Source organism: Azoarcus sp. Soil_N_20, assembly GCF_057656155.1.
The window spans coordinates 1-13,473 of record NZ_JBDGKX010000017.1 but is presented as its reverse complement, the minus strand read 5'-3'; the positions used below and the strand labels follow the sequence as shown (position 1 = coordinate 13,473).

Below are 13,473 nucleotides of genomic sequence, written 5' to 3'. Positions count from 1 at the left end.
GGGTTTTTCACGCATGACGCGGCGAGCCGTCAGTTACAATTCGCCGTTTGCCTCCCTCCCGAACCTGCCGATGCCCGCCTGTCGATTGTTGTCGATCCAGTTTGCCTTGCACCGGTTCGGTCGTGCGTGCCGCTCGTGGTCCGGCCCGTCGGGTGCCACCTGCGAGGCGGCGCCGGGGGCGGTGACGGCCGGGGGCGCCGTGCAGGATCGGCACGACGACCGGACCGTGCTCATGCAGGAATCGGGTCTCCGCCTGCGCCGGGTGTGGTGGGTGAATCGGATCGAGGTGCTTGAACAGTGAGCGTCATGTACGGGTTCGTCCTGCGTGCATTGCGCATGCCCTTGTATCTGGCTTCGGCACTCGTCATTCTGGTCGCGGCCGGTGGCGTCCACCAGCTGTGGAGCAATGTGTCGCGGATCGAGTCCGCGTTGCCGCTCGATTCACTGTATCGCGAACGCGATATCTCCGCGCTGCTGCATGACGTCGGCCGGCTGGAGACGGCGCTGCAGGTGGCGCATTCGCGACCGACCATGGTTCATCGGACACAGCTCGAACTTGCGCTCGATGTTGCGTTCATCCGCTATCGCGACAAGCTTGCCGCGCGTCACGGCGACATGCTGCCGGACGGGGGCGAGTTTGCCGGCTCGGTCGAGGACATGCTGAATGCGCTCGACGCCACGCTGCAGCGCGAGCCGCTGACCTCGGCAGCCCTGAGCGCGCATCTGGAAGGGATCTCGAACCTGCGCCAGCGTCTCAAGACGCTCAGCGACAGCGTGTTCCAGCGTTCGATGGAGCAGGCCGCGGTGCAGCGCGAAGAGCTGCGTACGCTGCAGCAGAGCACCTCGGCGATGATCTTCCTGCTCGCTGCCTTCGGCCTCGGCCTGGTTGCGCTGCTGCTGCGTCAGCAGTCGATCATTCAGGATCTCGAGGGCCGCGACCGGGCGCTGCAGCACAGTGAACGGATCGAGCGCGAACTGCGCGAACGGCAGGAGAGAATTGCCGACAATGTGCCCGGGGTCATCTTCCAGTTGCGCCTCGAGGGCGACGGCGAACACCGAAAATATCGCTTTGCCTATGCGAGCGGGGGGCTGACGAAGTACTTCGGGGTCAGCCCGGACGCGGCCGCCGAAGACGGTGCGCGCGTTGCCGCTGCGATCCATCCGGATGACCGCCGCCAGTTGCGCAGCAGCCTGGAGCGCTCCGCAATGACGCTGTTGCCGTGGGCGGTCGAGTGCCGGGTGATTCGACCCGACGGCCGGACGGTGTGGATGAGCACTTTCGCCACCCCGCAGCGCAAGCCCGACGGCAGTCTGGTGTGGCATGGGCACTGCCATGACATCAGCCGCTACAAGGCGGCCGAGGACGAGATCCGCCATCTGGCCTTCTTCGATCCCCTGACCGGGCTGCCCAACCGCCGCCTGCTCACCGACCGGCTCAGCCATGCCTTGGCCACCCATGCGCGCAAGCTGCAGCACGGGGCCTTGCTGTTCATCGATCTCGACAACTTCAAGACCCTGAACGATACCCAGGGCCATCAGTATGGCGACCAGCTGTTGTGTCAGGTTGCGGGGCGGCTTTCTGCGTGCGTGCGTGAAGCCGACACCGTGGCACGGCTCGGCGGGGACGAGTTCGTGGTGATGATCGAAGAGCTCGGTGCCAGCGTCGACGAAGCGGCCAGCCGGGCCGAAACGGCGGGGGAGAAGATCCTCGCCGCGCTCAATGGCGCCTATGTGCTGGACGGTCAGGAGGTTGACAGCACGCCGAGCATCGGCATCACCCTGTTCGATGCGCGTGACAGCCGGGTGGACGAACTGCTCAAGCGGGCCGATCTGGCGATGTACGAGGCCAAGGAGGCCGGCCGCAACACCCTGCGTTTCTTCGACCCGGTGATGCAGGCCACGGTCGCGGCCAGTTCGGCGCTCGAGTCCGATCTGCGGCGCAGCCTGCGCGATGCGCATTTCTCGCTGCACTATCAACCGCAACTCGACCGCGACGGCAGGGCCACCGGCGCCGAGGCGCTGGTGCGCTGGCAGCATCCCGAGCGCGGCATGATTTCGCCTGCCGAGTTCATTCCGCTGGCCGAGCGTACCGGCCTGATCCTGCCGTTGGGGCGCTGGGTGCTGGATGAGGCCTGCCGGCAGCTGGCCCGGTGGCAGACTTCATCCGCGACGCGCGATCTGACCCTGGCAGTGAACGTGAGCGTGCGCCAGTTCCATCACCCGGATTTCGCCGACGAAGTCGAAGACGTGTTGCGTGCGACCGGAGCGAACCCGGCGCGGCTCAAGCTCGAGCTGACCGAGAGCCTGCTGCTCGACGACGTGGAGGCGGTGGTGGACAAGATGGAACGGCTCAAGCGTCTGGGCGTGTGCTTCTCGCTCGACGATTTCGGCACCGGCTATTCCTCGCTGTCCTACCTCAAGCGCTTGCCGCTGGACCAGCTCAAGATCGACCGCTCCTTCGTCCGCGACGTGCTCACCGATCCGAACGACGCGGTGATCGCGCGCACCATCATTGCGCTCGGCCACAGCCTTGGCCTGAACGTGCTCGCCGAAGGGGTCGAGACCGACGCCCAGCACGACTTCCTGCTCGAGCACGGCTGCCACCATTTCCAGGGCTTCCTGTTCGGTCGGCCGCAGGCCGAATGGTCCGATGGTCCCTACCGCGTCGACGGCGTCGCCGTCTGAACGCAGGATCTCCGGCCGTTCCCCAAAGGAATGCCGACCAACGCTCTCCGGCGTCCCGTATTCCCCTGAAGATCCGGCTCCGGGCTGCCCGCTCACCGCAGCTCGGCGTTCTCCGCGACGCATTCCGTGTCGCCCGCGAGTTCGCGCACGAAGTCCTCGGCGCGTGGCCACTCGCCGAAACCGGCCGCCGGGTTGAGGTGGCCGACCGCACCGACATTCTCGATGCGGCTGCCCCACGCGGCTGCGAGTTCGCTGATCCGCTCCAGCTTGCCGAGTGGATCGTTGGTGCTCGCGGCGACGATGCTCGGGAAGGGTAGGCGATGGCGCGGGATCGGCAGCCAGCCGTGGTCGCGCAGCGCTTCGGTGGTCGGATAGCCGGGCGGGAAGGGGGATTCCAGATCGGCCGGCGCGGCGAGCAGGGCGCCCCGGATCGGCCGGCTGTGCCGCTGCGCCCAATGCACGGCGATCATCACGCCGGCGCTGTGCGCGACCAGCACGACGGGGCCGTCGATCTCGGCGAGCGCCCGATCGAGCGCCGCGACACGGGCGTCCCGGCTCAGTTTGTCGTGCTCCAGCGGCGGCACAGTGCGCGCGTTCGGAAGCTTCGTCGCGAGGAGCGTCTGCCAGTGATCCTCGACATGGTCGCGGAGCCCGGGAACGATCAGCACGGTGGGCGAGGCGGGGGAATGCATGGGGCTGACTCCGGATTCCGTCATTGGGTTTGGGCCTTGGCGGCGGCGATACGCGCCAGGTCGCCCGCGTAGTAGCGGCGGCCGATGAAGAAGGCGGTGGCAGCACCGATCGCGAGCACCGGGGCGAATTGCATGGCCCCGAGGAGCCCGATCCGGTCCGCGACCACGCCGGTCACGAACGGGCCGGGGGCGAGGCCGAGGAGATTGTTCGCCAGCGTCAGCGTGGCAAAGGCGGTGGCGTGGATCGACGGATGGGTGAGGTTGGCGACCATCGCCCCGGCGGGACCCGAGGTGCCGGCCACGAGCAGCATGCCGCAGCCGATCACGACCAGCTGCAGGGGCCCGGCCGGGAGTAGGTAGGCGATCGTCAGCAGGGCGAAGGAGGTCAGCGAATAGACGATCGCGATCGTCCATTTGCGCTCCGGATCCTTGCGGCTCAGGCGGTCGGTGACGATGCCGCAGAGCACCATGCCGATGGCGCCGATCAGCACGAAAATCGCGGCGAGCATGCCCGCCTTGTCGGGCGGCATGGCGTAATAGCGGTTCACATAGCTCGGCATCCACGCCAGCACCGAGGCCATGATGAACAGCTGCAGTCCGCTGCCGACATAGGCGCAGACCACCGCCCTCGACGAAAACAGGCCGGACAGCAGCGCGCGCAGGCCCAGGCGTCCGAGGCCTTTCCCGCTCTCTGCGCCTGCGACCGCCCGGCGCCCGCAGGCGAGCCGCGATTCGGTGACGATGAAGAAATACACCACGACCAGCGCCATGCCGAACAGCGCCATCGTCGCGAACGACCAGCGCCAGCCCAGATGGACCGCGACCACGCCGCCGAGCGCCATGCCGACCACCGAGCCGAAGGCGCCGCCGGCCATGAACGCGCCGGTGAGCGTCGAACGCAGGTGTGCGGGAAAGATGCTCAGGATCAGCGCGATGCCGACGCTGCCGTAGGCGGCTTCGCCGACGCCGACCATGAAGCGCGCGGCGAACATCTGGCCGTAGTTCTGCGCGAGCGCGCAGGCGAGCGTCGCCAGGCTCCACAGCGTGGCCATCAGCACGATGCTCTTCACCCGGCCCCAGCGGTCGGCGATCACCGACAGCGGAAAGGTCAGCAGCCCCACGAGCAGGGCGACCACGCCGCTGAGCGAGCCGAGCTGGGTGTCCGACAGGTTCCACTCGGCCTTGAGGATGGGAAAGACGGCGTTGAGGACCTGGCGCGACATGTAGTCGGACAGCAGCAGTCCGAAAGTCAGCGCGAACACGATCCACGCGTAGGTGCGCGAGACATTGGGCTCAGCCGGCGGCGCGCCGGACATCGCCTCTGCAAAATGGAGTCCCACGAGTGTCTCCTCAGGGGGATGGAAGGTCGTGGCGGACGTCGATCGTCCGCCACGCATTCCTGTTATGGGCGGAAGGGGCCGTTGTGGCTCTCCTTCCGGTGATGCGAGGACGCGCGGCTGTCGCCGCGATTATGCCGCGTGCTGCAGGAAACCGACCTGGCCCGGCTTGCGGTTCGGCGCGAAGCCGTTCTTCGCCAGGGTGTCGTCGGCGCCTTCGTAGAACGTGCCGATCTTGTAGATCTCGCGCGCTTCCTTGCCGTTGGCGACTTCGCGTCCGAACTCGCGCGCGATGCGCACCAACTGTTCGATCTGCTCCACCGAACCCATCTTGCGCTCGCGGCGCTGGGTCCAGATGTTGTCCTCGATGCCGCAGCGCACGTGCAGACCCATCGCGATCGCCATCATGTTGAGCGGCAGCACGTTAAGCATCGAGGTTTCCAGCGTCAGCACTGCGCCGTCCGGGCAGGCGCGGACGAAATTCGCCAGGTTGTAGATGTTCGGTGCGTCGAAACCGCCGCCGATCGCGACCCAGGTCAGAATCAGCGGCACGTTGCAGACGTTGCGGCGCATCATGCGCTCGACGGTTTCGAGCTGGGTGATGTTGGCGAGCTGGAAGTGGGTCTGGATGCCCTTCGACGACAGGCGGCGGATGTGCTCTTCCACCCAGTCCGGGCCGGCCGGGATCGTCATCTCGCGGTAGGCGTGATACATCGCCGGCTCGCCCAGGGACGTGCCGGCCACGTCGGCGGCGCACATCTGCTCGACCACGTTCATCTGGTTGGTGTTGATCGCGATCGTCACCTGGTCGGGCGCAGGCGTCAGCTCGGCAAGCATGTGGCGGGTGTCGTCGGACAGCCATCTTGCCGCGTCGCCTTCGCCTTCGGGGGCGAAGGAGATCGAGCCGCCGACCTGCAGGATCATGTCCGGCACGCGGGCGCGGATGCCGGCCAGCAGTTCGTTGAACTTGGACAGGCGCTTCGAGCCCTTGCCGTCGAGTTCGCGCACATGCAGGTGGAGCACGGTGGCGCCGGCGTTGTAGCAGTCGACCGCCTTCTGGATCTGCTCCTCCATCGTCACCGGGATGTCCTCAGGGAAGTCGGAGGGCATCCACTCGGGGCCGTAAGGGGCGGCGGTGATGACCAGTTTCTGCTGGTTTTCGGGGAACAGCGAGCCGTCGAGAAAATTCATTGAGGTACTCCTTGCAGGGTTGCGATCGGGGGATTCGAGTCGGATGCTTCAGGCGCCCGCGCCTTCCGGACCGTAGGGCTTGTCGCCGACGATTCCGGCGCGCTCCATCTTGCGGTGGCAGGGCGCGTAGTCCATGACAGCGTAATGCTGGGTGCTGCGGTTGTCCCAGATCGCCATGCTGTTGGGGCTCCAGCGCCAGCGCACCTGGTATTCGGGAATGAAGGCCTGGCTGATCAGGTACTGCAGCAGGTCGGCCGCGCCCGGCGCGTAGTCCTGGCCGAAGCGCACCCGCGCCGGGGTGTGGAAATTGGTGAAGTGGGTGGTGAAGGCATTGACGAACAGCACCTTCTCGCCGGTTTCGGGATGCACCCGCACCACCGGATGCTCGGCATCGGGGAACTGCTCCTTCAGCGCGAGGCGCTTCTCGATCGGCATCGCGGCGCCGAAGCTCGCCTCGATGCTGTGGCGCGCGCGCAGATCGGAGATCTTGGCCTTGATGTCAGCGGGCAGCCGCTCGTAGGCGAGCACCATGTTGGCCCACATCGTGTCGCCGCCCACCGGCGGGCACTCCACGCAGCGCAGCACGCAGCCCATCGGCGGCGCCTCGCGCCAAGTGGCGTCGGTGTGCCAGGCGTTCTCGTAGCGGTCCATCGGCTGCTCGGGCGACTTGTATATCTGCACCAGCCCCGGATGCTCGGGATGGCTGCCGGCCACCGGATGGTCTTCGAGTCTGCCGAAGCGCTCGGCGAAGGCAACATGCTCGGCGCGGGTGATGTCCTGATCGCGCACGAACAGCACCTTGTACTCGAGCAGCAGGGCCTTGATCTCGGCGAAAAGGGCCGGGTCGCGCGCGGCGTCGCCGAGGTTGACGTTGAGCAGTTCGGCGCCGATGCTGGCGGTGAGCGGCTCGAACTTGACCGAGCCATTCAATGCGCTCGATCGCACGATGGCGGGCGCCGCGGGTTTGTCGTGAGTCGTCTGGTTCATCAAGCTGTCTCCTGTGTCCTTGGGTTCTGGTTTTCTCTCTGCGGGACGCTTTTCGTTCTGTCGATCAAACGATGAAGATCGACGAGCCGGTCGTGTTGCCCGCCTCCAGGTCGCGATGCGCATGCACGGCGTCCTTCAGCGCGTAGCGCTGGTTGATCTCGATCCTGATCCGGCCGGCGGCGACGTGGTCGAAGAGCTCGCCGGCCAGGGCGTCGCGTTCGGCCGGGGCGGCGATGAAGTCGGCAAGCGCCGGGCGGGTCAGGTAGAGCGAGCCCTTCATCGCCAGCAGCTGCGGGTTGAAGGCCTCGATCTGGCCGGAGGCGGTGCCGAAGCACACCATCAGGCCGTGGCGCTTGAGCGAGTCGAGCGAGCCGGCGAAGGTGGTCTTGCCGACGCTGTCGAACACCACGGACACGCCGACCCCGTTGGTGATCTCGTGCACCCGCGCCGCGACATCCTCGCGCCGATAGAAGATCACGTGGTCGCAGCCGTGGGCGCGGGCAATCGCCGCCTTCGCCTCGGACGACACGGTGCCGATCACGGTCAGCCCGAGCAGCTTCGCCCACTGGCACACGATCAGGCCGACCCCGCCCGCCGCGGCGTGCAGCAGGATGGTGTCGCCGGCCAGCAGCGGCCAGATGCGGCGCATCAGGTAGGCTGAGGTCAGCCCGCGCATCGTCATCGCCGCGGCGGTATCGAAGGAAATCGCGTCGGGCAGCCTGATCAGGGGCGCGGCGGGGATGATGCGCGCGGTGCTGTAGGCGCCGAGCGTGTTGAGGAATCCGGTGTAGGTCACGCGGTCGCCTTCGGCCACGTTGGTCACGCCGTCGCCGACCGCCTCCACAACCCCTGCGGCCTCCACCCCGAGGCCGTTCGGCAGCGGCACCGGATACAGTCCGGAGCGGAAATAGGTATCGGCGAAGTTGAGGCCGACCGCCTCGTGGCGCAGGCGGACCTGACCCGGGCCGGGGGCGCCGACTTCGACGGACTCCCAGCGCATCACGTCGGGTGCGCCGGTCTGGTGGATTCGAATGGCGTGGGCCATGGTGTGCTCCTTGCTGCGGCGCGCAGTGCGGCCGCGGTTTGATTGAAGTAAAGCGCCTTATCGCGAGGTTTGCGAGGGCGCGAGATTGACGATGCGCGAGAACAGCCGCTTGAACTCGGCATCGGTGTCGCCACCGAAGCGCGGGTCGCAGTTCTCGGAAAAAGCCAGGTTGATCTCGTCCCAGTCCGCCGGGGTCAGGTAGCGCTGGGCCGCGGGCAGGATCACCCCTTCCTCGCGCCCCATGTGCTCCCAGATGAAGAGTGCGTAGCGGCTCACCGCCTCCTTCACCGAGGCAAGGTCGGCCGCGCCCGCGGCATGGCGCTCGACCGCGTCGGCGAGTGCATCCACCAGTTGCAGGTCGCGCTCGTGCTGGCGTTCGAGTTCGTCCAGTTCGGCGTTGCACTTGGAGGTGCGCTCGCGCAGCTTGCGGAACAGGTATTCCTCTTCCTTCGGGTGGTGCAGCTCGACGGGGAAGGCTTTGATGTACCGGACCATCGCCCGCATCAGCTCGTCGCGGGACAGTTGCTCGGGGGCGCGACCGGATTCCAGCATGTGCAGCCAGGCGTGCAGCACGGCGGCGAGCGAGCGGTGTTCGTCGCGGATGATGTCGATTGCCAGCGAGGTCGCCGGCGGATTCGAGGTCGCCGCGACCAGCACCGGAATCCCGGCATTGACGAGCACCTTCAGCGTCTGCGAGCCCAGCATCATGCCGAGGCTGCTGCGCCGGCCGTGCGAGGCCATGTAGATCAGGTCGCAGCCCGCGGCGCGTGCCGCGTCGATGATCGCGCGGTAGGGCGAGTCACCCACCGAGGCCGAGGAGTCGCAGGGCACGCCCAGCGCCCGCGCTGCCGATTCGGCCTTCGCCAGCAGCTCGCGCGCACGGCCCTGGTAGGCATAGGCGTAGTCGGCGGGCGAGGCCAGACGCACCACCTCGGCATCGCCGCGGAACGCTGCCGCGTGGTTCGGCTGGGCGTGGAAGAAGGTGATGCGGGCGCCGAGCGTACGGGCGAATTCGGCGGCGTTGCTCACCGTTTCGGTCGAGAGATCGGTGCCGTCGATGGGTACGAGCAGGTGGTGGTACATGGCGACTCCTAGCGGGAAATCGAACGGATGGTCATGCGGCGTCGCCGGTTGCGACGCGCACTCTGCCGTCGCGGATCTCGACTGGAAAGGTCCGCACCGCCAGGCCGGGTGCCACCGCGAGCGCGCCGCTGGTGACGTCGTATTTCCAGCCGTGCGCGGGGCAGGTCACCGTCCGGCCGCAGCGCTTGCCGCCGACGAGGGCCGCGCCGGCGTGGCGGCAGGCGTTCTCGATCGCATGGACGGCGCCGTCCACCTCGAACAGCGCCAGGTCGCAACCGCTGGCGCGCACGGCCAGGGCACCGCCGGGGGCGATGCTCTCCAGTGCGCAAACGTCGACAAACTGCATGGGGTGCTCCTTGCGTCGGGGGTAACTTGCAACCGATGGTAGGGAGGCGGGAGGGGAGCGACCCCCCTCGTGTAAGGGGGGGTGGCCCCCACGGGGGGCTTCCGATAATTCCGCTCCCCTCTACCGATCACGCGTTTACACTAGGGCGACGCACGGCGCGGCGCGCTCGGCCCCCCGGGCGTACGACCGCCGCGGCGCGTGTGCTGGATCCACCCTTCGGGATGTCTATGACCTCTGAGATCGGCGCTGCTGCGCTGCCGGAACTCGTGCTCAAGACCACGCCGCCCCGTGCGCCGCGACATCTGTTGTCGCGCCCGCGGCTCAGTCTGGACGAGGCGCAGTTCAGCGATCGCCAGGTGATCGTCGTGCAGGCGCCGGCGGGCTACGGCAAGACCTCGCTGCTCGCGCAGTGGCGGCGCGAGGTCCTCGCCCACGGTGCGGCGGTCGCATGGATCTCGGTCGACGAGCACACCGACCCGCAGCGCCTGGTGCAAAGCCTCGTCCAGGCCGTGCGCTCGGGCTGCGGCCGTCCCGCGTTCGGGCGCAGCCTGATCGAAGGGGCGGGCGCGTCGGCCGGCGAATTCGAAGGCGTCACCGCCTGGCTCGCCGAGGTCGCCCACACCTCGCTCGACCTCGTTCTGATGGTGGACGAAGCCGAGCGCCTGCCCGAGGCCGCGTTCGCGGTGCTGTCCTACCTGCTGCACAACGCGCCGCCCAACCTGCGCCTCGTGATCGCCGCGCGCAGCGGCCTCGACCGCGAGGTCGCCGATCTGTGCTCCTACGGCTATTGCGTGCTGGTCGGCGCCGAAGCGCTGCGCTTTCGCCTCGACGAAACGCTGAGCCTGGTGCGCAACCGCTTCGCCGCCAGGGTCGATGCGGACACCTGCGCGCGCATCCACGAGATCGTCGAAGGCTGGCCGCTGGGCCTGCAACTCGCGCTCGCGGCGCTGGAGCGCGGCGGCGACCCGCGCGCCGTGGTCGACGGCCTGTCGGCGCGCGCCGGCAACCAGGAGCAGCTGCTCGGCGGCCTGCTGGCGAAGCTCGCTCCGGAGGACGCCGCCTTCCTCACCCGCATCTCCACCGCGGACATGTTGCACCCCGAGCTGTGCGGCGCGCTCACCGGCGCCGGCGACGCCGCCGAACGCATGGCGCGGCTGATGCGCGACATCCCGGTTTTCGTCGTCGGTGACGACGGCGAATGGTGCCGATTGCACACGCTCGCCCGCGACGTGCTGCGCGCACGCCTCGCCGAACTGCCTGCCGCCGAGCAGGCGGAGCTGCATTCGCGCGCGGCGCGCTGGCTCGAAGACCACGGCCTGCTCGAGGAAGCCGCGCGCCATGCGCTCGCCGCCGGCAAGCGCGAGCTCGCGTTCGACCTTGCCGAGCAGTGCCTGTACGACGCCGCGATGCAGGGCCATGTCGGCATGGTGCTCGACTGGGTCGAGCTCCTGCCCGAGGCCGAGCTCGACCTGCGCCCCCGGCTGCGCCTCGCGGCGGCCTGGGTGCTGGCGCTGAGCGAACGCCACGGCGAGGCCGAGCGCCTGGTCGCGCAGATCCTCGCCGCGCCGGACGTGGACCTCGGCCTGCGCTACGAGTGCGCGCTGATCGGTAGCGGCGCCGCCTATTACGGCGACGAACCGGACCGCTGCATCGCGCTGTTCGAGCCCTGGGCCGATGCGCCCCCCGCGCGCGAGCCGCGCCTGCTGCAGATGCACGCCAACCGCCTGTCGGTGCTCGCGATCCTGCGCGGCGACCCGGCACTCGCGCGCCGCCACCAGCAACAGGTGCCGCGCGGCGAATACGGCGTCGCTTACGCCTATTCGGCGCGCTGGGGCGAATTCATCACCGGCCTGAGCTACCTGTGGGAAGGGCAGGTGCAGCTCGTCGAAGAGGTGCTGAGCCCGGTGCTGGCGCACGCCGACGAGGCCCTCGGCCGCCGCCATCCCTTGTCGTGCATGTTCGCCGCGCTGCTCGCCGCCGCGGCCTACGAGCGCGACCGCGTCGACGAAGCCGCCGCGCTGCTCGCCAACCGCCTGGACGTGCTCGAACGCACCGGCACCCCCGAAACCGCGCTGCTCGCCTACCGCACCGCCGCCCGGGTCGCCGCCGCGCAAGGCGCCGAGCACCGCGCGCTCGACCTGCTCGAGACTCTGTTCACCATCGGCGCCGCGCGCCACATGCCGCGCCTGTGCGTCGTCAGCCTCGCCGAACAGTCGCGCATGCACGCCGGCCGCTTCCGCGCCGAAACCTGCCGCGCGCTCGCGCAGCGCATCGACGACATCCTCGCGCGGGAGGAGGGCGGCCACGGCCCGGTGTGGCAGCGCATGGTCGAGTACCAGCGCGCCATGGCGCACGCCAACGCCGCCATCGCCGCGCAGGACTGGCGCGCCGCCCGCAGCGCCCTCGAACGCGGCGCCCCCTTCGCCGAAGGCCTCAAGCTCGGCCGCGCCTGCATCGAGAACATGGCGCTACGCGCCTACGCCCTCGACCGCGACAGCGAACACGGCCGCGAACTTCTGCGCGAGGCGATGGACCTCGCCCGCACCTACGGCCTCGTCCGCGTCTTCGTCGACGCCCATCCCGCCATCGCCGACTGGGCCCGCAGCCTCTCGGTGGACGATGCCGGCTACCCCGAACGCAGCCGATCGATCGCCGTCGCCCGCGTCCTGCGCCCGGCCGCCCCGCTGCCCCCGCGCGACGCCGCCGGCCCGCGCGCGCTTCCGTGCATGGTGCTCACCCCCAAGGAGCGCGAAGTCCTCGAACTCCTTGCCCGCAACCTCACCAACAAGGAAGCCGCGCAGGCGATGGGGGTAGGGGAGGAGACGGTGAAGTGGCACCTCAAGAACCTGTTCGGCAAGCTCGATGCCGCGAACCGGAAGCACGTGGTGAGACGGGCGCAGTTGTTGGGGTTGCTGGAAGGGAACGAGTAACGGGCGACGGGGGAACGGCCTCCTGCGGGGTGGGCGTTTGCCCGGCACTGACCGCCATTCACCTAGCCCGCCCGGTTATGCCCCGTCGGTGGTGACGTTTTTCGTGGGACGGGTTTCAACCCGCCACGGACAGCTGATCGGCCAATGCTGACCTTGGGCCTGACGTCGGTGTCGGGCGGCAATCCGTCGGTCACCTGCCGCTCGCCTGCTTGTGGCGGCCAATGACTGCTTGTCACTTCACGCTATAGCCGGACCCGACCCGAAGCCGACCGACGTTCTGGCTCGAAGCTGACGCTCAACGATCAGCATCATCCACGCTGCGGAGCGCCGTCCGCTGCATGCTGTTGTCAGACACCGGGCTCCTGCGCCAATATGCCGTGGGCATTCGACGATTTTCAGGCTCTCCCGGACGGCGGCTGCAAGCGATTGAGAACTTCCACCATTGCTGGGGCCAGGTCCGCGTGGTGATGCGTAATCTTCCACGCTCCGGCTTCTCGCTGATAGATGTTCGTCACGCGAAGCTGGCCGGCGATATTCTGTCCTCCCAGCTTGAACTCCGCATGCTCAACGCCGACTTCGCAGGCGACGTCCCCGGCGACGCGGATAAGTTGGTCCTTCAGTTCGACCTTCCCGTCTGAGGCCACTTGGGCTACTTGTTCCCAGGATTCCAGAACTTCGTTCCATCCCACCTGCCGACCACCGATCGGATGCATCGTGGTGACGGCCGAGTCGTGTGACCAGATATCCGACAGGGGCCGAGCGTCACCATTGAGCATGCGGTTAAGCGCAGCGTAGAACTGAGTTGATGCCTTGCGGACTTCCTCTTGTGTTGACATGAGATCACCTCCTTTTGTGGCGGCATTTGAAGGCGTACCGCACTCGCTTCAAGGTGTCGGAGACGTCATGGCCGCTGTGTATTCGAGCTCCCCGCTGTGCAAGCCGGGAGGAGGCCGCAACGATCTCACCATAGTTATGCCGCAGCCAGATGTCCAATGGACCTCGGGCGCAAGAGTCTGGATCTGATGCGACATCGGCTTGACATGACTTTGTCCGGGGGAGAGGAGTGACCGCTTTCGGTCGCGAACATGACAGACCGCTCTTGGCCGACACCCCCCTTCCAGCACCGCCTCCGCAAGCGACCATCAGTTCTCGATCTGCTCAATGATCTCCAAGGCCG

11 protein-coding genes are annotated in these 13,473 nt (G+C 68.0%); 3 read left to right on the top strand and 8 right to left on the bottom strand.

Annotated elements, in window-relative coordinates:
- Positions 1 to 13 precede the first annotated feature (13 nt).
- Both AC3A35_RS23675 and AC3A35_RS23670 read left to right on the top strand, forming a co-directional pair.
- Positions 14 to 301 carry a hypothetical protein gene (locus AC3A35_RS23675; RefSeq protein ID WP_487438970.1) on the top strand — a complete coding sequence of 96 codons (288 nt, stop codon included), beginning with the start codon at positions 14 to 16 and terminating at the stop codon, positions 299 to 301.
- A 5-nt stretch (positions 302 to 306) separates the two neighbouring features.
- Positions 307 to 2,685, top strand: a complete 2,379-nt coding sequence (locus AC3A35_RS23670; protein WP_487439069.1) for a putative bifunctional diguanylate cyclase/phosphodiesterase — start codon at positions 307 to 309, stop codon at positions 2,683 to 2,685.
- Between the two features lie 92 nt (positions 2,686 to 2,777).
- On the opposite strand, the gene AC3A35_RS23665 is transcribed toward AC3A35_RS23670, so the two are convergent.
- The 7 genes from AC3A35_RS23665 to AC3A35_RS23635 form a co-directional block, all read right to left on the bottom strand.
- The gene (locus AC3A35_RS23665) at positions 2,778 to 3,377 is read right to left on the bottom strand and encodes an RBBP9/YdeN family alpha/beta hydrolase (RefSeq protein WP_487438968.1); all 600 of its coding nucleotides are present in this window, start codon (positions 3,375 to 3,377) and stop codon (positions 2,778 to 2,780) included.
- A 20-nt stretch (positions 3,378 to 3,397) separates the two neighbouring features.
- Positions 3,398 to 4,717, bottom strand: a complete 1,320-nt coding sequence (locus AC3A35_RS23660) for an MFS transporter (RefSeq protein WP_487438967.1) — start codon at positions 4,715 to 4,717, stop codon at positions 3,398 to 3,400.
- Positions 4,718 to 4,846: 129 nt separating this feature from the next.
- Positions 4,847 to 5,905, bottom strand: coding sequence for a beta-keto acid cleavage family enzyme (locus AC3A35_RS23655; RefSeq protein ID WP_487438966.1), 1,059 nt, complete (start codon positions 5,903 to 5,905; stop codon positions 4,847 to 4,849).
- Positions 5,906 to 5,953: 48 nt separating this feature from the next.
- Positions 5,954 to 6,892, bottom strand: coding sequence for a TauD/TfdA dioxygenase family protein (locus AC3A35_RS23650; protein ID WP_487438965.1), 939 nt, complete (start codon positions 6,890 to 6,892; stop codon positions 5,954 to 5,956).
- A gap of 64 nt (positions 6,893 to 6,956) precedes the next feature.
- A complete protein-coding gene (locus tag AC3A35_RS23645) occupies positions 6,957 to 7,937 on the bottom strand; it encodes a quinone oxidoreductase family protein (protein WP_487438964.1) in 981 nt (326 codons plus the stop codon).
- 57 nt (positions 7,938 to 7,994) lie between these two features.
- The gene (locus AC3A35_RS23640; RefSeq protein ID WP_487438962.1) at positions 7,995 to 9,020 is read right to left on the bottom strand and encodes a universal stress protein; all 1,026 of its coding nucleotides are present in this window, start codon (positions 9,018 to 9,020) and stop codon (positions 7,995 to 7,997) included.
- A gap of 31 nt (positions 9,021 to 9,051) precedes the next feature.
- The gene (locus tag AC3A35_RS23635; RefSeq protein WP_487438961.1) at positions 9,052 to 9,366 is read right to left on the bottom strand and encodes a Rieske (2Fe-2S) protein; all 315 of its coding nucleotides are present in this window, start codon (positions 9,364 to 9,366) and stop codon (positions 9,052 to 9,054) included.
- A 221-nt stretch (positions 9,367 to 9,587) separates the two neighbouring features.
- Between AC3A35_RS23635 and AC3A35_RS23630 the strand changes: the two genes are divergently transcribed.
- Positions 9,588 to 12,296: a helix-turn-helix transcriptional regulator gene (locus tag AC3A35_RS23630; protein ID WP_487438960.1), complete on the top strand. Its 2,709-nt coding sequence runs from the start codon at positions 9,588 to 9,590 to the stop codon at positions 12,294 to 12,296.
- A 395-nt stretch (positions 12,297 to 12,691) separates the two neighbouring features.
- Here AC3A35_RS23630 and AC3A35_RS23625 read toward each other — a convergent pair whose 3' ends face one another.
- Positions 12,692 to 13,132, bottom strand: coding sequence for a YybH family protein (locus AC3A35_RS23625; protein WP_487438959.1), 441 nt, complete (start codon positions 13,130 to 13,132; stop codon positions 12,692 to 12,694).
- Positions 13,133 to 13,473: the final 341 nt, after the last annotated feature.